Origin of the sequence: Rhizobium sp. WYCCWR 11128 (genome assembly GCF_013416305.1) — a bacterium.
Lineage (GTDB): Bacteria > Pseudomonadota > Alphaproteobacteria > Rhizobiales > Rhizobiaceae > Rhizobium > Rhizobium indicum.
Genome location: NZ_JACCEZ010000011.1, coordinates 198,500 through 219,490, shown reverse-complemented (window position 1 = coordinate 219,490; position 20,991 = coordinate 198,500). Strand labels below are relative to the sequence as shown.

At 57.8% G+C, this 20,991-nt stretch carries 13 protein-coding genes and 2 pseudogenes; 7 read left to right on the top strand and 8 right to left on the bottom strand.

From position 1 onward, the window contains the following. Positions 1-1,289: electron transfer flavoprotein-ubiquinone oxidoreductase (locus tag HX898_RS27460; protein ID WP_180196332.1), on the top strand; the 1,289-nt coding region annotated here is incomplete at its 5' end. 47 nt (positions 1,290-1,336) lie between these two features. Next, positions 1,337-2,491: a CaiB/BaiF CoA-transferase family protein gene (locus HX898_RS27455; RefSeq protein WP_180196331.1), complete on the top strand. Its 1,155-nt coding sequence runs from the start codon at positions 1,337-1,339 to the stop codon at positions 2,489-2,491. 425 nt (positions 2,492-2,916) lie between these two features. On the opposite strand, the gene HX898_RS27450 is transcribed toward HX898_RS27455, so the two are convergent. Genes HX898_RS27450 through HX898_RS27425 form a run of 6 tightly spaced genes read right to left on the bottom strand, consistent with a single transcriptional unit; the run spans position 2,917 to position 10,513 of the window. Then, on the bottom strand, positions 2,917-3,987 hold the full coding sequence (locus HX898_RS27450; RefSeq protein ID WP_062941765.1) for a GDP-L-fucose synthase: 1,071 nt from the start codon (positions 3,985-3,987) through the stop codon (positions 2,917-2,919). Next, positions 3,980-5,083 (bottom strand): GDP-mannose 4,6-dehydratase, encoded by a 1,104-nt coding sequence (gmd, locus tag HX898_RS27445; RefSeq protein ID WP_180196330.1) that lies wholly within the window; start codon positions 5,081-5,083, stop codon positions 3,980-3,982. Before gmd ends, HX898_RS27450 begins: the two co-directional genes overlap by 8 nt. A 39-nt stretch (positions 5,084-5,122) precedes the next feature. Beyond that, positions 5,123-7,330: a polysaccharide biosynthesis tyrosine autokinase gene (locus tag HX898_RS27440; protein WP_138334204.1), complete on the bottom strand. Its 2,208-nt coding sequence runs from the start codon at positions 7,328-7,330 to the stop codon at positions 5,123-5,125. Continuing rightward, positions 7,327-8,472 carry a glycosyltransferase family 4 protein gene (locus HX898_RS27435; RefSeq protein ID WP_138334202.1) on the bottom strand — a complete coding sequence of 382 codons (1,146 nt, stop codon included), beginning with the start codon at positions 8,470-8,472 and terminating at the stop codon, positions 7,327-7,329. The genes HX898_RS27440 and HX898_RS27435 overlap by 4 nt, the downstream gene beginning before the upstream one ends. Then, positions 8,466-9,566: a glycosyltransferase family 4 protein gene (locus HX898_RS27430; protein ID WP_029875027.1), complete on the bottom strand. Its 1,101-nt coding sequence runs from the start codon at positions 9,564-9,566 to the stop codon at positions 8,466-8,468. The genes HX898_RS27435 and HX898_RS27430 overlap by 7 nt, the downstream gene beginning before the upstream one ends. Then, positions 9,563-10,513 carry a glycosyltransferase gene (locus tag HX898_RS27425; protein ID WP_180196329.1) on the bottom strand — a complete coding sequence of 317 codons (951 nt, stop codon included), beginning with the start codon at positions 10,511-10,513 and terminating at the stop codon, positions 9,563-9,565. Before HX898_RS27425 ends, HX898_RS27430 begins: the two co-directional genes overlap by 4 nt. A 609-nt stretch (positions 10,514-11,122) precedes the next feature. Here HX898_RS27425 and HX898_RS27420 point away from each other — a divergent pair. After that, positions 11,123-12,448, top strand: a complete 1,326-nt coding sequence (locus tag HX898_RS27420; RefSeq protein ID WP_138334199.1) for an O-antigen ligase family protein — start codon at positions 11,123-11,125, stop codon at positions 12,446-12,448. Beyond that, on the top strand, positions 12,445-14,574 hold the full coding sequence (locus HX898_RS27415) for a right-handed parallel beta-helix repeat-containing protein (protein WP_180196328.1): 2,130 nt from the start codon (positions 12,445-12,447) through the stop codon (positions 14,572-14,574). Before HX898_RS27420 ends, HX898_RS27415 begins: the two co-directional genes overlap by 4 nt. Before the next feature lie 387 nt (positions 14,575-14,961). Here the strand turns inward: HX898_RS27415 and HX898_RS27410 are convergent, their stop codons facing one another. Beyond that, complete coding sequence (locus HX898_RS27410) at positions 14,962-17,190, bottom strand: choice-of-anchor Q domain-containing protein (RefSeq protein WP_180196327.1); 2,229 nt, start codon at positions 17,188-17,190, stop codon at positions 14,962-14,964. Positions 17,191-17,618: 428 nt separating this feature from the next. Here HX898_RS27410 and HX898_RS27405 point away from each other — a divergent pair. Then, positions 17,619-17,778: pseudogene (locus tag HX898_RS27405) on the top strand (IS6 family transposase); the annotation flags it as partial. Between the two features lie 375 nt (positions 17,779-18,153). On the opposite strand, the pseudogene HX898_RS27400 reads toward HX898_RS27405, so the two are convergent. After that, positions 18,154-18,345 (bottom strand): annotated as a pseudogene (locus tag HX898_RS27400) (transposase); the annotation flags it as partial. A gap of 235 nt (positions 18,346-18,580) precedes the next feature. Here HX898_RS27400 and HX898_RS27395 point away from each other — a divergent pair. Beyond that, positions 18,581-19,447, top strand: a complete 867-nt coding sequence (locus HX898_RS27395; protein WP_180196326.1) for a WecB/TagA/CpsF family glycosyltransferase — start codon at positions 18,581-18,583, stop codon at positions 19,445-19,447. Between the two features lie 5 nt (positions 19,448-19,452). Next, the gene (locus HX898_RS27390; RefSeq protein WP_180196325.1) at positions 19,453-20,955 is read left to right on the top strand and encodes a sugar transferase; all 1,503 of its coding nucleotides are present in this window, start codon (positions 19,453-19,455) and stop codon (positions 20,953-20,955) included. Positions 20,956-20,991 lie beyond the last annotated feature (36 nt).

The window sequence follows — 20,991 nt, the reverse complement described above, 5'->3', positions numbered from 1 at the left end:
GGCTGGCGACCAAAGCCGAAGAACTCGGCGTCGAGATCTATCCGGGTTTTGCGGCAACCGAAGTGCTCTACAATGATGAGGGCGCGGTGATCGGTGTTGCGACCGGCGACATGGGCATCGAGAAGAATGGCGAGCCCGGGCCGAACTATACCCGCGGCATGGAACTGCTCGGCAAGTACGTGCTGATCGGCGAGGGTGTGCGTGGCTCGCTCGCCAAGCAGCTGATTGCCAAGTTCGATCTTTCGAAGGACCGTGAACCGCAAAAGTTCGGCATCGGCATCAAGGAGCTCTGGCAGGTCAAGCCGGAAAACCATCGGCCGGGCCTGGTGCAGCATTCCTTCGGCTGGCCGCTCGGCATGAAGACCGGCGGCGGCTCCTTCCTCTATCACCTGGAAGACAATCTGGTCGCCGTCGGCTTCGTCGTCCACCTCAATTACAAGAACCCCTATCTCTATCCCTTCGAGGAATTCCAGCGCTTCAAGACCCATCCGGCGATCCGCCCCACCTTCGAGGGCGGCAAGCGGCTGTCCTATGGGGCGCGCGCCATCACCGAGGGCGGTTACCAGTCGGTGCCGAAGCTTTCCTTCCCCGGCGGGGCGTTGATCGGCTGTTCGGCCGGTCTCGTCAACGTGCCGCGCATCAAGGGCAGCCACAATGCGGTGCTGTCGGGCATGCTGGCGGCCGAGAAGATCGCCGCGGCGATTGTATCGGGCCGCAGCCATGACGAAGTGACCGAGATCGAGAATGAATGGCGAAAGGGCGACATCGGCAAGGATTTGAAGCGTGTGCGCAACGTCAAGCCGCTGTGGTCGAAGTTCGGCACAGCACTCGGCGTAGCGCTCGGCGGTTTCGACATGTGGACCAACACGCTGTTCGGCTTTTCCGTCTTCGGCACGCTGAAACATGGCAAGTCCGATGCTGAGAGCCTGGAGCCGGCGTCGCAGCACAAGCCGATCGCCTATCCGAAGCCCGATGGCGTCTTGACCTTCGATCGCCTGTCCTCGGTGTTCCTGTCGAACACCAATCACGAGGAAGACCAGCCGGTGCATCTCCAGGTCAAGGACATGAACCTTCAGAAGTCGTCCGAGCATGACATCTATGCCGGCCCGTCGACGCGCTACTGTCCGGCCGGCGTCTATGAATGGGTGGAGAAGGACGGCAAGGACGTCTTTGTCATCAACGCCCAGAACTGCGTGCACTGCAAGACCTGCGACATCAAGGACCCCAACCAGAACATCAACTGGGTGCCGCCGCAGGGCGGCGAGGGGCCGGTCTATCCGAATATGTAGCAGCCATTGCGGGCTGCTTTGACTGTGAGAGTTTAAGAGGAGTATCGATGCAATTTCCGCTTCAAGGCATCCGGGTTGTGGAACTCGCGCGAATTTTGGCTGGCCCTTGGGCAGGTCAGACCCTTGCGGATTTGGGAGCGACGGTCGTCAAGGTGGAAAGCCCAGAGGGCGACGATACACGTCGCTGGGGCCCTCCTTTTATCGAAGATGGAAATGATGTCGCCGCGGCTTACTTCCATAGTTGCAACCGCGGAAAGCTCAGCATCACCGCCGACTTCAAGTCTAAAGAAGACACCGCAAAAGTTCGCGAACTGATTGCCAATGCCGATGTCGTCATCGAGAACTTCAAGGTTGGTGGGCTTAAGAAGTTCGGCCTCGACTACGAGAGCCTCAAACGGATCAACCCGCGTCTAATTTATTGCTCGATCACCGGTTTTGGCCAGTCAGGCCCTTATGCCGAACGTGCCGGATACGATTTCATCGTTCAGGGCATGGCGGGGATCATGGATCTGACCGGCGAGCCCGGTCGGGAGCCTCAAAAAATAGGCGTGGCGTTCGGCGATATATTCACAGGCCTCTATTCGGTCATTGCTATTCAATCAGCCTTGCTTCTTCGCAGCGCCACGGGAGAGGGCCAGCACATAGATATGGCTCTCCTGGACAGTGCCGTTGGAGTGCTTGCCAATCAGGCAATGAACTTCCTCGCGTCCGGGAAGTCACCGACACGGCTTGGCAATGCGCATCCTAACATTGCGCCCTACCAGGTATTTCCGGTCTCCGACGGTAGCGTCATCATCGCGTGTGGCAATGACGCTCAATTTTCTCGGGTTTGCGATGTTCTGCAGATAGCGAGCTTGGCTGACGACATCCATTTCAAGACAAACGCAGACCGCGTACATCATCGAGCCGATTTGACATCCATTCTAGAGGCGCGGACGAAACATTTTAATCGCGCCGATCTGCTCGCCGAACTTGAACGTGTGGGCGTGCCCGCTGGGCCGATCAACTCGGTGAAAGACGTTTTCGCGGATCCGCAAGTTGAGCACCGCGGAATGGCGATCATGAATGACGGAGTACCGGGCATCCGGACACCGATCATCTTTTCAGGAATCCCGATGACATCTCACAACAAGTCGCCCAAGCTGGGTGAGCACAATGGAAAGATTCAGTCGGACTGGTCGCCGATACCCGATGCTCGTTAGCCTGATCGCGAAGGAGCATCTCTACCTCCAAGTTCTGTATGAAAGCTGCTCCAGCGTCAGTAACGCCGTGCCGCATTTCGGCGTTCACAGTGCCGATGTCAGCCGGGTTCTACGCTTCGCCTATCTTCTGCGAAATTACCGAGGCGATGAGAACGGCGAAACCGTCGATGTGGCGACTGCAAGCGATGAGGTTGAAGGTAAGGCCCGGTGGAGCCGTCCGATGTGGACTATCTGCCTAATAGCGCGACAAGCGATATCGGCATTTCGACCGCGAAAAAATCCATTGCTGCACCGATAATCATCACCCACGCGACTATCAGGAAAATGAGCGCTGCAATCCTGATGTCTACAGGCTGCATTATTTGCGCCGTCCCAGCATATGCGTCCCCCCGAGACAAAACCCTGTTATCCCTCGTGCAAATTCCCTATGGCGAGGGATGATGCGCAACGGTCGAGAGCGTGGGCGCATGCGGCGCCGAACCCTTCGCTTTCTCGAAACTGATGTCGCTTTGACCGATCAAGTCGCCGGACGTAGCTCTGTCGCTGCGTTCGAGATGATGGCCATCAAGGAAGGAGCGATAGGCATCTGCGATACCCTCCTTCAGACCTATCTTAGGAGACCAGCCGAGAGTGCGAAGCTTGTCGACGCTCAGGAGTTTACGTGGCGTGCCATCTGGCTTGGTGAGGTCGCGCGTGATCTTGCCTTCGAAACCAACGATCTCGGAGACGAGGTATGCCAATTCGAGGATGGTAATGTCTTCGCCACAACCTACGTTCACATGACTTTCGGCGGAATAGGTCTTCATGAGATGGACGCAGGCGTCGGCGCAATCGTCAACATGCAGGAATTCGCGCCGCGGCGTGCCGGTACCCCAGACGCATATCTCTTGTTGCTGGTTGACCTTGGCCTCATGTGTCTTGCGTATGAGCGCCGGCATGACATGGCTTGACCCGAGGTCAAAATTGTCGCCTGGACCGTAAAGATTGGTAGGCATGGCCGAGATGAAATCTCTACCGTGCTGTTTGCGATAGGCTTGGCAGAGCTTTAATCCGGCAATTTTGGCGATCGCATACCATTCATTCGTGGGCTCAAGCGATCCGGTCAGAAGTGAGTCCTCAACGATCGGCTGATCGGCGAATTTCGGATAGATGCAGGACGAGCCCAGAAACATCAGTTTTTCGACTTGAGTTCTATGGGCGGCGTGGATGACGTTCGCCTGGAGAATCAAGTTGTCGTAAAGGAAGTCGGCCGGATAGGTAGCATTCGCGAGAATACCGCCGACCCTCGCAGCAGCCAGGAAGACAGCATCGGGACGATGCTTACTCATCCAGGCCTCCACCTGCTCCTGCCGTCTGAGATCGACCTCGGCGCGGGTGGCCGTCAAAATCTCGCAGCCCTCGGAAGCGAGACGCCGCACGATCGCAGAGCCCACCATTCCGCGGTGGCCGGCGACATAGACCCTCTTTCCGGCAAGGCTGTAAATCACCTCAGGCATAGGCAAAACCTTTAGTTACACCGACCGACGGAACATTTCGTGCCATGAGTTTCAGATCCTCGCGAACCATCTCCGCAACCAGCTGATCAAGATTGGTCTCATGTTTCCAGCCAAGCTTCGTGTGCGCCTTCGTCGGATCGCCAATCAGAAGATCAACTTCGGTCGGACGGAAGTAAGCTGGATCGATCTCCACCAAACACTTGCCGGATGTCTTATCGTATCCCTTTTCCTCAACCCCGCTCCCACGCCAATCAATCGGCATGCCCACCTGGGCAAAGGCTTTGTCGACAAAGGAACGAACCGAGTGCGTTTCGCCGGTCGCAAGGACATAGTCCTCCGGTTCGTCCTGTTGCAGCATCAGCCACATGCCACGGACATATTCTCGTGCATGTCCCCAGTCGCGCTTGGCGTCCAAGTTGCCGAGATAGAGCCTTTCCTGCAGTCCAAGATGGATCGCCGCCGCCGCCCGGGTGATTTTGCGCGTCACGAATGTTTCGCCGCGGATCGGGCTTTCGTGATTGAACAAAATGCCGTTCGAGGCGTGCATGCCATATGCCTCGCGATAATTGACCACAATCCAATAGGCGTAGAGCTTGGCCGCCGCGTAGGGGGATCGGGGGTAGAAAGGTGTCGTTTCGCTCTGCGGGACTTCCTGAACTTTGCCGTAGAGCTCTGAGGTGGACGCTTGATAGAAGCGGGTCTTCTTGGTCAGTCCCAGGAGGCGAATTGCTTCAAGGAGCCGAAGGGTGCCGGTTCCATCGGCGTTAGCCGTATATTCCGGCGTCTCGAAAGAGACTTGAACGTGGCTCTGTGCGGCGAGATTATAGATTTCGTCCGGCTGCGTTTCCTGAACGACGCGGATGAGGTTCGTTGAATCGGTCATGTCCCCGTAATGCAGAATAAAGCGAGGATTTTCGACATGGGGATCCTCGTATAGATGCTCGATGCGACTGGTGTTGAACGACGATGAGCGTCGCTTGAGGCCGTGAACAATATAGCCCTTCTCCAGGAGCAATTCGGCCAAATACGCACCGTCCTGGCCAGTTATACCCGTAACCAGCGCAACCTTATTTTCGTTTTTCAATGCGGTCTCCATAATTTATTTCGGAGAATCAGGCGGACATGCTGTTCGAACTCATGTGTACTCGTGGTACTTCCTCAGTGAGCTCACAAACAGTTCTGAATCGTTGAAGTTGTACATGGCGTGTTGTTTCGGATTGACGTTATTTATGGCAACGGCAATCTCTGCGTTGCGCGCGGTCTTCAGCTGATGTAGGCAAAACTCTACCGCGCGACGGCTCGTCTTTCCCCATTTTACGACCACCAGCGTTCGTTCTGCTAACGCTGTCAGATGCATCGTATCAGCCGAGGCGAGCACCGGCGCGCTGTCGAAGATGACGATTTGGCCGAGTGAGGCGGCCCTCGCGATGATGTCAGCCGCATCAGTCAAACGAACGCGCCGATGGAGACCGGCATTGCCAGCCGGGATGAAGTCGATGCCGCTTGGATGGTGATGGATGATGTCCCGCATTCCGGCCTGTCCACACAGGAATTCGTTCAACCCCTGCTTTAGCTCTGATTTGAAAAACGAGTCGAGATTTCCGAGTCTGAGGTCGCCATCGACAAGCAGCACCGGAATTCCGTTGGCGGCGAGATCGATTGCCAGGGATCTGGCGACAAGTGACTTGCCCTCTCCGCTGTGAGCCGACGTCACAACGATACTGTTGGGCAACTTTCCGCCGTTGGATTGTTTGAGCGAAGTCATGACGGAGCGAATTGCTTCGTCAAACATCCCGTCTTGGATGCTCCCGAAGAGCATCGACGGATCTCTCCGGTCTTTCCGTTTCAGGTGTGGGATGAATCCGGCGGGTACGATGCGCGACATTCCGGCCATCTGGTCGAAGCTGCGGACTGAATTGTCCAACATCTCGACCACGAAAGCGGCCGTCACCGCGATCGATATCGAAGCCAAAAGGGCGCCGATCAAATAGAAAAGCCGCCCGCGTCCCTGCGGCGCCAGCGGCACCGCGGCCGGTGACAAGACTTCCAGTTCCGCGCCCGGCAACATGGCTTGCGCAGCCAGGCCACGGCGCTGCTCCTCGAGCTTGTCCAGCGCCGTTTGCTCTTTGTCAGCCATGCGCTGGAGTCGGGCCAACTCGGTTTGCGCCAGGGCAGAGCGAGTGCGTTTCTCATGAGCAGTCGCCAATGCCGACCGGATTGCGTCGTCCTCATGATCGAGCGCCGCAAGCTTGGCGTGTATCGATTGGAGATATCGATCGGTTGCAAGGCTGAGATCGGTGCGAGTTTTGAGGATCTTGGCGCGCGCGTCGACCACGGCTTCGGCGGTGTTGCCATATGTCTCAAGAAGGCGCTCGAGATCTTGCTCCTTCGCACGAAGCTCGCGTTGCATTGCAACAATGCTGTCGGGAATGACCATATTCTGCAGGACGAGCGAGGGGTCGTCGGCCGCTTCGAGTGCGGATATCGTTGCTCTCGCTTCAGCGCGGCCTTGTTCGATTTTTGTCCGCCGCTCGCCCAGCTCCATGATCGACTTGATCTGTTCAACCTGATCGTCGTCATTTGAGGCAACGTCGGTAGTTTTCTGGTACACGTCGGCGGCATCGCGTGCTGCCTTGGCGCGCCCCATCTGTTCGTCGATGCGCAGCAGAAGCCATTCTTCTGCTGCGTCCACTCGACCACGCAGGCTGTCCTTGCGCTCTTCGAGGTAGATGCTGATGAGCCGGTTCGGGACAGAAGCGGCCCGTTCGGGGTCGCTCGCATCGAAACCGATCTGAATGACGTCACCCTGGCCATCGCGCCAAACGCGGAGGGCCTTGTAGTACTTCGGGATTATCGGCTCGATGCTGTCCCGTATCGGCAAGGACGGTTTTTCACTATCGACCCAACCGCGCAGCATTGATCGGATCTTGTCGATAGGCGAGATTTCTTGCAGCGCCGGATTGAATTCCGGCCATTCATTGAGCCGCAGGTCGCGGATTACCCGCTCTGCGATGCTTCTGGAAAGAAGCCGTTCGGTCTCAGATGTGGCGTCCAGCGGATCGTTGCGGCCGGACTCGTCGGTGCCGAGCTTTGTCGCCAGAGGGGTGTGGATGATCAGCCGGGACTCGGCATGATAAGTCGGCTTCAATCCAGAAATCACGGTTACGGCAACCGCCATAAATACCATGATGATCGCCATTATCATGACCATCCGTCGCCGGATAAGGCGCAGGCCTGAAGTCAGATCAATTTCGTCCGAACGAGTCTCTACCTGAAGCCGGGGATCGTAGCGCATCGACGAGAGCGAGGGGTTGCGGTCTGGCGGCACAGTCGAAATAGTCATCGTTCACCAGCCGTTGTTTGAGGTTGCGCGGAGATAGCGTCGTAGAGTTTGTCCAGCGATCGCATGTAAGCCTTCATACTGAAATTGTTGAGATAATGAGCACGGGCCTTGGCCGACAGATAGTTGCGGACTTTCGGGTCGGTGACGAGCTTAGCCAGCGCCGCAGCCAGGGCATCCTTGTCTCCGACAGGTACGAAGACGCCGGTTTCACCATCGGAGATGACTTCGCCATGCGCGCCGACGCGCGTGGTGACGACGGCGAGCCCATGGGCAAGCCCTTCGACCACAGCCATTGCCAAGCCCTCGGCATGCGAAGGTAAGACCAGGATATCTGCCCGTGTACACAGCGCTTGGGCCTCGTCGGCGCCAAGCCAGCCCGGCATTTTCACCAGATCTGAAAGCCCCATGGCGGCAGCCTGGCGCCGGTAGTCTTCCACAGGTCCATCGCCTGCCAGCACGGCTCGCCACCGGAGTTCTTTCATGATCGGATGACTTAAGGCAAGCAGAAGCTCCTGAACGCCTTTACGTTCGCTCAGCCGGCCGAGAAATATGATCAACGGCATCTCGCCGACATGAACATTGCGCGGCCCGGGGTCGGGAACACAATTGCCGATGACGACTACGCGGCGCTCTTCTACACCGAGAAGCGTCGTTAGCGTGATGCGGTCGCGCTGGCCCAGTGCCACGACCTGGTCGGCATGTTGGAACATCCGGCGTACAAGCATTTGTTGACGTGGCGAGCGTGCGGCAAAGTCGGTCGCGTAGTCGTAGTCGTGCAGGTGCAATATGTGAGAGCATCCGAGGAGACGGGCAGCCTCGGTCAGGATCAGTTTTCTTGCGGTGCTACCGCGACCCGCGACATGAATATGGTGAATGCGTGCCGGAGCAACTATCCGATCCTTTGCCATCATCAAGACGGCGCCGAGCAGGCGCATAGGCGACGCAACTGAGGACCACCGAGGCCCTCTGGTGTCGGTGACGAGGTGTGTTTCGCCGGCCTCCTTCGCCGTGTTCGATATATATCCGACGAGCCTGCCAATTCCGCCACCGTTTTCGCAACCACCCGGGACGTAGTGGCGGACGGTTGCTGCTGCGTTGCGCGTCGCTACCCGATTCCCATCCGTGAGCGCGTTCATCAGCATGCCCCGATCACCTTACGATAAACGGCCGCAGCCTGTGCTCCGACCTGTTGAGGCGAATTCGGACCTGTAGCCCATGCGAGCGCGTTGATCCCGAAGCTGCTTCTGAGCTCGCTGTTTTCCGCCAGTGTCCGTATGGCTATCGCGAGCTGTTCCACATCCCCGGGTGGAACCACCATTCCCAGTCCGTTTGGCAGAACGGTGGCTCGCAATTCGCCGACATCAGTCACGATAACCGGTTTGCCAAATGCCGCGGCAAGATTGAGGACTCCGCTTTGAGAGGCTTCCGTATAGGGAAGGACAACGATGTCGGCATCCAGAAAGAGCTGGGCGACCTCCATATCCTCGATAAAGCGGTTGCGAATATCATAGCGGACGGCGTCCCCCATAAGGGGCTGGAAGATCCACGGATCATCGCCGCGGCCTGCCACCGTGATGCGTAGATTGGGGAGCAGGTCCTTGAGCATCGCCTCGGCACGGATCAGATGCTCCAATCCCTTGTAAGCAAAAATCCGTCCGAAAAGCAGAACGCGCAAAGTTCCATCTGCGCCGCGCCGCGCCATCTTGTGCCGCCGAGCGAGCTCCGCGTAGCGATGAATGGCGGGATGCGACAGGACATGGACACAATCAGGCGATTTTGAATATCGCTCGAGGACCATTTGTTTCAGCCCTTCGCCATGGACGACGACATGACCCGATTGCCGCACCATCAATTGGGGAGCCCAGGCGGGCAGCGTACGGGTGTCGGAATCGCCGGGATGCACTTCCACGTCATGGACGGTGGTCACGATCGGGATCGGACGCCAGAACGGCGCGGCGAAGTTCAACCAGAGCGTCGAGTTGCTCAGAAGGTGAATGACGTTCGGCCGCTCCTGCCGGATAAGACGTGTGAGTTGGTGCAGGAACCAGGGATTGGAGAGCGAGCGGTGCCTTGGCCAGTCCATGAGGTGCAGATCGACAGCCGGATCGATCCATGAAGCAAGGTGTGCGTAGCGCCTGCGCGGAACCGCTAGGACGACGTGCGCATGTCGCGCAACGCCGCTAGCGAAGGAGATGGTGTAGTCTTCCAGTTCGGAAACCAGCAGCAGTGCCTTCATCCCGCTGACTCCGACACGCCGACATCCTGACCAAGTCGAGGCAAGTCGTAGGCTGTGCGCAATGCATCACGCGTCCGCCTCAGCAAGTTTGGTTCTCCGGCAAAAAAGAGCCCTTCCACAGCAAGGCTGAACCGGGTGCGTGTATCGGCGCCCTGCAGCTTGGCTGAGGCGACCCGGTACGGATAGTGATCAGTCAGACGCAGCCTTCCCGCCAGATCGTGCGCGGAAAGAAACCGGTTCGTCGCTTCAACGGTAGCCTTCCAATGGGCCATCCGCTTTCGCAGCATGGCGGCGTCATCGACTGGCCGATACCAATTATTGTTGTGAATCCGATAGAAACCGAGTGAATCCGACAAGGCGACAACGCTCCCCAGAAATGGATAGATGCCTGTGAGCCAGGCATCGGCAGACATGCGGAACTGCTCGGGAATATCCCCTGCAGCATCCCACGCGCTACGTCTTACAGCGATGGCTGATGTCATCGGGAAGGGCCACCAACCAGCCGATCTGGCGAGCCGTGGCGACAAATTTCCTGAACACAGGGTCCGAGGGATCGGCCTGAAGGCTGGTGAGCCATCGTTCTGCGTTGGCTGAAGTCGGTGATAGACAAGCGATGCCTGAGGATTGGAGTGGAAAGCAGCGGCGGTTGCCGACAGCTTGCCTGGCGCCCACCAGTCATCGGCATCGAGAAAACAGAGGATGTCGCCACTGCTTAACTTCACAGCAGCATTTATGGCGGCGGCCTGTCCCTGGTTCTCCTGGAAGAGCACCTTCACCCGCTTGTCATAGCCGTCGAGAACAGAGCGCGACTGGTCGCTCGAGCCGTCGTCGACGACGATTATCTCGACATTGGACGCCTGTTGGCTCAAGGCGCTGTCAATTGCCCGGGCAACGAAGCGACCGTAGTTGTAGTTATTGATAAGGACGCTGATTGTAGGCCGCTCCATGACACCCCTCAAGCGCGTCGCTGGGCGACACGTCGGTGCGCCGGAGTTGCGAACGCTCGCGCGTTTGGCAGCGCGAATTGATGGAAGGAGTTCTGCTCGATCAGGATTTCGCCTTGAGCCGGTAGGGTCACCGCCGACAACGCCGCAACGCGTGACGCTCCCTTTATATAACGTACAAAACCAGGACCATGACGCAGAACCATTGCAATCCCAACCCTTCTAAGCGTCACCTGCCAACAGCCGGCTGCGCCAGAATTATTGCCTCACTTCACCGGAAACTGCGGCTCAGCGCGACGTGCTTCGCGGTATGCTTTCATCGTCAAGCTACCGGTGATTGGTCACGGGTGACATCTCCTCTTATGGGCAATGTCGTAGGCCCCAGCACCAACTTTTGGGGGAGGGGTAGACCGTAAGCTTAATCCAAACAACGTCCTTGGATGGTGGGTATGGACGTTAGGCTTAGCCCCGCCTTCGTTTGCGTTGGTTGACCGGGGATGTGGCGGGATGATTGTTCGTTGGTAAGCAGCGCAGCTATGAAAGGGGACCCATGTCTTTCCAAATTGCCGCGATCAACAGCCTCTCATCTGTACAAGCAGGTCGGGACCGGTAATGAGAGCGTATACGCTTAGAATAGCGAATGGGCCGACTGTCAGTTGGCGAGCGATAGAGTGCTGGGGCGCCGGCCTATGCCTTTTTCTTCAGACAGGCGCGCTTTTCCCGCTCATGCTGGCGGATGCCGACGGAGGCCTTAGCGATCATGCCAAGTCTATGTTGCGTCTGCTTTGCCTACCCGTATACGGGTTTACATTGCTGATGCTGGCACGAAATTTTCCGCAATTTCTCACCGCGCTCAAGCGAAATTGGCTTGTCCCGCTGATGGTCGCCATGCCCTTCGTGTCTGTCTTCTGGTCGGTTGGCCCGTCGACGACTCTCAGGCGTGCCATCGGCCTGCTCTTCACCGTACTTCTGGCTTATGTGTTGGCGATACGCTTTACACCGAGGCAGTTGCTTCTCATTGCATTTGCGACCTTCGGAACATGTATTGTCCTCAGCCTGTTGATTTTTCTAGTATCACCGGGGCTCGCTCGCATGCCCACGGACAGCGCGATGCGCGGCATATTCATCCACAAGAACAGCCTTGGTTGGTACGCCGGCATGATGATACTGGTGTCGACCGCCGTCGCAATGGACAGCAACCGAGGATTGCGGCGAACCGCTTTGATCTTGTTGGCGGCGGGCGGGGCTTGTCTCTTCCTTTCCGGATCGATGACCGCGACAATTGCGACGGTATCGGCATATTGCCTGATCGGGTTCTACTCCATGTTGCAGCGAATCCGTGGCATCGGTCGCATCGTCTTCATCCTCTTTTTCTTTCAAATGTTCGTCGGGATCCTCCTTTTGCTTCACGAATTCCTGGTCCCATTCCTTGAGGCGCTTGGCAAGGATGCCACTTTGACGGGCCGAGTGCCCTTGTGGGAGCTGGTCGATGGCCAGATCGCCGATCATCTGCTGCTCGGCTTCGGCTACCAAGCGTTTTGGACAGAAGCGAATCCCGAAGCCTGGATTATCTGGTCAAAGATCCAGTGGATGGCTCCTCACGCCCATAATGGATTCCGCGATACGCTGCTGAGCTTCGGAATAAGCGGAATGACTTTGTTCGCTCTGATGCTTTTGCAGGCACTCCGCCAAGGGGCGGCCCTCCAATGCGGGGACCCGCATTATGGCTGGCTCTGGCTGAACGTCTTCACGGTTGTGATTTTGGTGATGAACCTGACCGAGACAATCTTCCTGATCCAGAATGACGCGATTTTCATTCTGTTCACAACAGCCATCATCATGTTCTCTCTATATGAGCCTGTTGTTACTTCGACGGCCCCCGGCCGGCAATTGCGGGTACGGGCCCGCAGCAGAACGGCGGAGCTGCAAATCTCATGAGGCAGCGCTTCGCACCGATCTTGAGCATTTTGCTTGCGATGCTCTTTCCGCAGCCGGGCAAGCTGGCCTCGGTGAGCCCGGACGCAGATGCGCCCGACAGGCTGCGGACGGCGGTCAGGGAGGCAACCTGCGCGGAAGCCTCGCCGGCGACCTTTTCGGACAAGCTGAAGGGGACTTCACTGAGCAACATATTGACCGGAGCACCCGCGGCCCGGGCAGTATTCTATGTCTCTCCCGATGGCAAAGACACCTGGAGCGGGCACCTTCCTAAAGCAAATTCTCGGCGTACAGACGGTCCTTTTGCCAGTATTGAAAGAGCGCGGGATGCTGCGCGCCAGAAGGGCGGCCAGAATACGATCGCAATGGGCAATGGGGATTACTATCTTGCTGAACCGATAGTCTTCGATGCTCGCGATGCGGGCCTGATCATCGCGGCGAGATGCAACGAGGCGCCGGTTCTGCACGGCGGCCCGATTGTGCGCAATTGGACGGCGCAGGCCGATGGTCGCTGGAAGGCGTCACTGAAGCTGCCTGCGGGCCGGGATGTGGGTGATCTTTTCGTCAGCGGCGCGCGCCAGATGCAGGCTCGCTTTCCCAACGCTCCACTCGATGGAGACCCGCGCAAAGGGTGGCTTTTCGCGGCCAAGTGCACGCAGGACGACGATGAATGGCATGGTAACACGCGCTTTTGCTTCCATGCCGGCGATCTTCCGATCTCAAAAAATGCAGCAGGGCTTGTCGCCCACATCGTCGGTGGTTTTCACCCCGGCAGCCAGTGGGGCAGTGACACCCTCCCAGTGGTTTCAATCGACACCGCGAACCGGGCGATAAATACCCAAGGCACCAGCTATTTCTTCACCGCAGAAGGCAGCCGCTATTTCCTGACCGGGGCGGCGGCGCTGCTCGATGCGCCCGGGGAGTGGTGGTACGACCGAACCAAAGGTCAACTCGATTATATCCCGGCCGATGGACTCCCAACAAGTTCTACGGCTGTGGCCGGCATCCTGCCGACCCTCTTCAGGCTGGATGGAGCCGACGGGATGGTTGTATCGGGGCTCCAGTTTCGGGATGGGGATCCGCGGGGCAGCGGCAAGTTCGGTACCGATACCAGAAGCTTTGGGGCCATACGGCTCGATCACTCGGACGGTGTTCGGCTGCTCGGCAACTCCATCGAAAATGTCGGCGTCGGCATCCATGTTTCCGAGAGCAAAGATGTCTTGATTGCCGGCAACGTGATTGGAGATGTGGCTGGCAACGGGATTTACGTTGGCACGACCTATGGCAGCTTCGGCAAATCCGACGGTGCCATAATCCTGTCGAACCATATTCATGACATCGGAAGGGTTTACTTTGAAACCGCGGGGATATGGTTCCAGGCGACCGACAGTATCAGGATCGCTCATAACCTGGTCGAAAATACTGCGCAGTTCGGTATCGCCGGCGGCTCACTGTGGGGAGCACAAGACGCAGTCCACGACGCAGTCATCGAACATAACGAGATCCGCAATGCCAATCAGCAGACGGCAGATGGCGGTGCAATCAAGCTGATGGGCGAGCAGGCTGACCTCCTGAACAGCAGCATCCGCTACAATCTGGTCACCGGGACAGGTCAACTCATGAACAGGGCCGATGGGACGTTTTGGCCTCCCGGATATGAAAATATCAATGAATGGCCGACTCCCATTAGTTGGGCGATCTACACCGATGGCAAGGCCAGTGGTGTGCGCATCGAAGGAAATACGCTGTCGGACAATATATCGGCGATCGGCATCAACGGCGGCTGGAGCAACTTGGTGACCGGAAACGTTATCACGCACGGATCGGGCGCGGCTTTTCGCGTTGATGACGGTACGGGCAGGGGTTGGCGTCCGTCATGGGCACGTCCTAATCGTATCGAGAGCAATATCGTGTCGATCGATGGTAGCAACGGGCTTGCAGCCTATGTCTACGCTCCTGACCATGGGCCTGGATACGTGCAGTTCGCGAATAACCGCTACGCCGGCAATTTGAACGACAAGAGCTTCCGAATACATCCCGGGATCATGCCTTCGGGAGAATTTGGCAGTTTACAGGATCTTCAGAAGGCTGGGGCGGACACCGAAAGCGTAGTCGCGCGGCCCGAGTAACGAAAGGGCGATACGACGAGCGGTGTTCCCGGGGCGTTCCGGTAGTCACTGGCGAGATCTGCCCGAGCGGCTTGGGAAGGCGATGAGGAAATTCGCCCAGGCCCAGACGACATTCGCCGTCGGTGAGCCGAGCTTTGCCCCTTGCGCGAAGGGAATGCAGAACGGCCTGCCGCTGACCCCGTTGACGAAATGCGGGATGCCGTTGGTCAGAAATGCCGCGGCGATGAAATGGGCAATCTAGGCGATCCAGGGCAAAGGTTTCTCCGTTGCGGCCTGAGTGGCGTCAACGGAGAATGTGGCCGGGTTTTTTTCGTGCCGGCAAGCGGAGAGACACGACTGCCCGTGACGCTGTAGGCCCGCCGCCTGAAAGGCGACGGGCCGACCTGGTTAGACAAGCAGGAAATCTTTGAAGTGAAGTGCTGCGGAATTATCGAGATCCGCGACATGGACGGCCGCGCCCGCTGCGCTTCCATCCGCGTCATAGGATAGAATGCCGCTCTTCTGATCGTAGATCAGCTTGTCATCAGCCTCCAGCGCTTTTGTTCCCAGAACGAAATTCTCGTCCGAAAATTGGGATAGGCTGAGCGCGGCGAAAATCGAATGATCGAGCATCAGCTTGTCGCCCGCCGCGGAGGAAAAATCCCGGATGTGGTCGACGCTGATATTGTCGGGCTTCACATTGAAGACGAAGGTATCGCCGCCGCCGCCGCCGGTCAGAATGTCTGCGCCGGCTTTTCCGAACAGCTTGTCGTTGCCGAGTCCGCCGTTCAGCTTGTCCGCGCCGGCCCCGCCATCGAGAATGTTGCTGCCGCTATTTCCGGTCAGCACGTCGTTGTAGCTGGAGCCAGTCAAGTTTTCGATGCTGACGAACTTGTCACCGGCGGCATGGCCGCCCGTTGCCGCCCCAGTCGCCAAGTTGACGTTGACCCCGCCGGAGCCCGCATAGCCGGCCGTGTCGTTGTCGGCACCACCATTGAGGACGTCCCCGCCGGCGCCGCCGCTGAGCTTGTCCGCGCCAGCCCCGCCATTGAGAACGTTGCTGCCGCCATTGCCGCCGGTCAGCACGTCGTTGTAGCTGGAGCCAGTCAAGTTTTCGACGCTGGCGATCTTGTCACCGGCGGCCTGCCCGCCCGATGCGGCCTTGGTCGCCAAATTGACGCTGACCGCGCCGGAGCCCGCATAGCTGGCCGTGTCGTTGCCGCTGCCGCCGTCGAGCACGTCCGCGCCGGCGCCGCCCTTCAACACGTCACTGCCGCCGAGACCCTTGAAGGTTTCGTTGCCGCCGTTGGACTGACCGGTGTGTGGCAGGATGTCGTTGCCGTTGGTGCCGGTGAATACCTTCGTCGGTGTGGTTGGCGTTCCCGGTTGCGTCGGCGTGGTTGGCGTTCCTGGGTTCGTCGGCGTAGTTGGCGTTCCCGGTGTCGAGCTGGAGCCAGATTCGTAGGCACCCATGTCGACAGTTCCAACGACGCGAGCGTGGCCGTCCAGATCGACCGAGCCGACGCCGTACTTGCTGGTTCCGCTGTCGATCGCCGACGAGCCGGAGCCGAGGTGGAAGTTGTCGCTCGCTGCCCCCGCGAACTTCGGGTCGATGCCGAGCTTGTTGCCGTTCGCCGCGCTCGGCATCGCGTTGCCGCCGTCGGTCTTGACCGATGCCTGACCGGCCGTGCCGTTGTAGGTGATGTTGTTGGCCCAGACGACGTTAGTGTTCTTGTAGCTGTCGGTCGACGTGTTATCGATCGCGGTGTTGTTCTTGTTCAGCGATGGGTCCGCCACGGCGATGTTGTTGACCCAGGTGTTGTTGCTCGACGCCGAATTGCTGAGCTCGCCGCGCCAGGTGCCGCTGTTCGCCGGGTCCTGATTGTTGTGGTATGCGGTGTTGTTTTTCACCGTGACGGAGTCGCTCCAGGTAACCTGGATGCCTTTGCCGCCGTTCTCGTAGACGAGGTTATTGTCGACCAGGGTCTTGAACGTGTAGTTCGGATGACCGCTCGTCTGCGTGCTCTGGAAATCGTCGATGATGATGCCGTTGCCGTCGGTGTGCGCACCCGACTTCGTGACGTTGTCGTGCGAGATGTTGTCCCGAACGATCGTCCGGTAGCCGTCGGTCGAGGTATCGCCGGTGATGTTCCGGTTCTGGTAGATCGAGATGCCCGAGAACCAGCCCGTCGACGCGTTATTGTAGGTCTCGTTCCCTTCGATGCGAATGAAGTCCGACCAGTTGAACTGAATGCCCGACTCCCCGCTGCCGTGGACCTTGTTGTTGAGAACTGAGATGTGGTGGACATTGTTCGCTTCGATGCCGTCGCCTTTGGCGCCGCCGATGTCAAAGCCGTCGATTGTCACGTAGTTGGCGTTGACACTGATCGCGTTCCACGAGCCCGCGGGCGGCCGGATCAGCGCCCCGCCGGGCACTTCCGAGCGCAGTGTGATGTCGGCTGCCGCCGAGCCGTCTTTGTCGATGTTAATAGCCTCGTTGTAGGTCCCCGCCTTCACCACGACCTCGTCGCCGGGCTTAAGGTTCGACGCCATCGCGTCGCCGATCGTGCGGAAAGGAGAGGAGGTACTGCCGTTACCACCGTTGCTGCCAGTCGTTGCTACGTAGTATGTTGTCATGGTCTTGTTCCTCAACCCCCGCCCGTTAATATTTGCGGTTAATCCTGCGTTACGGCGGCAGGTTATAGGGCGACATTCTGGAGGGCGCAACAGCAACGCAACAGTAAGTGCTTGAGAAGCATAGCCTTATTGCTGCCACAATATCTTAATCGATCCAAAGTTACGTTTTGAAATATTTGGTGAATTTCGAGTCGCCCAAAATGTGGCAGCTTTAATATCTCGCTTGCCGCGAGTTATTCTTTCTACAACCATGGCGACATGCATCCATTGAAAACTTTAGAAAATCCTGATGGGCGTGGCTGGATTGTCCCCGCCAAATGCGGAATCGACATTTTTTTCAGAATTCGGCAATTTTGGGCAGTATCGCCTTACGATTGGTGCTGATCGAGATGGCAATGTGAGGTCGACCGTAGCGATTCGACCAACCCATTGCCCAGCATTTCAAGCGCCACCGCTTTCCCGCCGAGATCATCGGGCATGCGGTACTTTCCGTTTCCGCGGGGCCTGCCTTATGTCGACAATCTGCTTGCCGAGCGTGGAATCGATGTCTCGTTCCAGACCGTGTCTGAGTGGGCGATCAAGTTCGGCCGCTGGTGCGAGACCTCGGAACGGTGGCGCTTAGATCGGTGGCCTGGGAAGCCCCTCTCTATGGAATCCAGCTTGCTCCGTCGGCTGACCCGGCTTGGATCGATCCGGTGTGCAAGATGCATGCACCATATTCATCCCATAAGCGGGCCGCCCCGCAGGGTCCCTGGTTTTTCTCGCCGCGTTGTAAAGAAGCATATCGACGGTTGCCGCAGACCTATGAGTTGCCCCGGTCGCAGTAAACGGATGGGGACAACTGTTTAACTTGGATGGCAACGGTGATGGCCGCCGCTTCGATCTTGCTCTGCATCCGGCAGTCCCGGTAGAAGATCAATGGTAGCGGACGCTTTGCCTCCCTAGAGCGAGGCGACGATTTAACTATTTGAGCCACATTGCGATTGCCGCGAGCTTGGCCAATCCCATGACGTTCACGAGCAGTTTGTCGTATCGGGTTGCGGCGCGTCGAAACTGTTTGAGCTTGCTGAAGAAGCGCTCGATGCGATTGCGCTCCTTGTAGAGGTCTGCGTCGTGGGCGCGCTGCATTTTTCGGTTGCGCTTTGGCGCGATGACGTGCTGCGTTCGGCTTTGCCGAGATCAAACCGCTCTTTCGGGACAGCGCTCATCAAAAAGAGCAGCCTGGCAAGCAGTGGGGGTACGTCGCCTTACTTCGAATATGTAACCGATCTCGGCGTAAGACGTAGAAACATGAAGTCTCTTCTACGTCCAATAGTTAGAGACGCAAGTATGGAGGCAATCGTCTTGGCAGCATATTCTGATGACAGTTTAGATCGCGAAAGCGTAGGTCATGAGAAAGCAATCAGCAGACAGAAGCCAAGATTCAGTTCTCAATCAAACGAGTTCTTTGGAATGTATTAATGTCCTTGGTGTTCGCATTTCGGCAGTTAATCTCAAAAGCGCGACTGGCTTTATTCAAAAAGCGATCGAAGACGGCAGGAAGGAATATGTGTGCGTTCGCGACGCGCACGGTGTGGTCCGGTGTCAAGATGATCCCGAGCTCCGGTCGATACATAACCGGGCTTTCCTCGTAACACCCGATGGCATGCCATTGGTATGGGCATTGAAGCGTGCCGGTCATGCTGAAAGCGATAGGGTCTATGGACCTGACCTGATGTTATCCGTTTTCGATGCCGGCAGCTCCAAGGGCTTGCGCCACTTCCTTTATGGCGCAACGGCCGAAACGCTCGAACAGCTGCAGGCGCGCCTTCTCGCAAAATTTCCGCAAGCACGGATCGTCGGCTCCTATGCGCCACCTTTTCGCAAACTGTCGACGCGGGAGGAAACGGAGATTGCTGAACAGCTCAATCGATCGGGCGCCGATATCATCTGGGTCGGGCTGAGCAGTCCCAAGCAGGAACTCTGGATGGCGCACATGCGCGATCGTCTGGAAGCATCGATGCTCATCGGTGTCGGAGCCGCATTCGATTTCCACGCCGGTCTCAAGCGGCAGGCTCCAAGGATCATTCAAAGAAGCGGCTTCGAATGGGCGTTTCGTCTTTTATGCGAGCCACGACGGCTGTGGCGGCGCTATGCGCTCGTCGTGCCGACCTTCATCTCACTGACGGCAGTCCAGAGACTGGGGCTTCGTAAGTTTCCGATCGAAGATGCGGGTTTTGGATCAAGCGCGCCAAAAGCAGCAGCTGTAAAGGTGTAGCCATCATGTCCTTATTTGCGTCGACAGAAATGACACCGCGTCCGTCGAAGGCAGCCACATCAAATGATATGACGGCGCGGGCGATTCCGGCAGGTTCCGTGCCACCCATAGCAGCCAAGACTGCCGATCCCTTTGACCGGGCAGGGTCGAATATGCCCGTCGCACTACGGCGTCGGCTTCCTCGGCTTGCAACCTCGTCCTTCCTGGTCGCCGGCGACATTGCGGGCTATTTGATTGCCTATTTTGTTGTCCTGTCCTTTCTTCCCAGTGGTTTGGCCAGTGGTTCGCAGGGCACGATAGCAGAGCGTACGTTCACGATCGCAGCACTCGCCGCGATTATTCTTTACGCATCGGCCGGCCTCTATCCTGGATATCGGTTGCATGGCCACGAACATCTGCGGCGGCGCACTGTCGCCGCCGTCAAGGTGGCTGTCCTGGCGGCGTTTGGAGCAATTATCCTGCCGGAGGGGGAACGACTGCTGCTTGCCGTCATTGGGTTCCTCGCTCTCGGGCTGATTGTTCAGCCATTTGTGCATTGGCTTGCACGGGGCCTGTGCTGGAAACTTGGAGTCTGGGGGGAGCGCGCGGTTGTCATAGGGGGAGGCAACCTTACTCCCGCTCTCGTGGCCCATTTCAAGAACCACTGGCAGTATGGCATCAGGCCGGAGGCCATTTCCCCCGATAGTTTGGAGGCATTGCCCGACGGCGGGCCATCCATTGCCGTGATTGCGGGCACAGGCGCGCTTGCACCCGACTTGGCGGCTATGCGTCGGAAGTTCGCCGAAGTCATTTTGCTGTCCGACACGCCGAGCCTCAAGGTGAGCGGATTGCAGCCTGCGGATGTTGGCGGAGAAATCGGTATTCGCCTCACCAACAGTAGGAGTTCAGTGAACTCGGACCTGGTTCGCCGGATCCTCGATCTCGCAATCGCCATCCCTGCAACAATCGTGGTCGCGCCATTCATCGCGATTGCAGCGGCCGCAATCTATGCCATCGATCCAGGCCCCGTCTTCTTCCGGCATACCAGGGAAGGGCTGTCCGGTAAGCCGGTGCACGTCCTGAAATTGAGGACGATGTACCAAGATGCAGAACAGCGCCTTGAAGCACTATTCCGAGACGACCCTAACATGCGCGCCGAGTGGTTGAGCCACTTCAAGCTCAAGGACGATCCGCGTATCCTTCCGGTTATAGGACATATGCTGCGCGCTTCGAGCATCGACGAGCTCCCGCAACTGGTGAACATCATTGCAGGGGATATGGCCTTCGTCGGACCGCGTCCGTTTCCAGAATATCACCTCTCAGCGATGGATAGCGAATTTCGTGACAAGCGGCGTTCGGTAACACCGGGGCTGACGGGCCTCTGGCAGATATCCGAACGAAGCAATGCGGATATCGAACTGCAGCAGCAACTCGACGAGTTCTACATCGACAACCGGTCTCTGTGGTTCGACTGCCAAATTATTCTCAGCACAATCCCTGCGGTCTTCAAACGCAGGGGAGCCTACTGACCATCCTCGCTTCCGCGAGGCAACCATCAACAACGG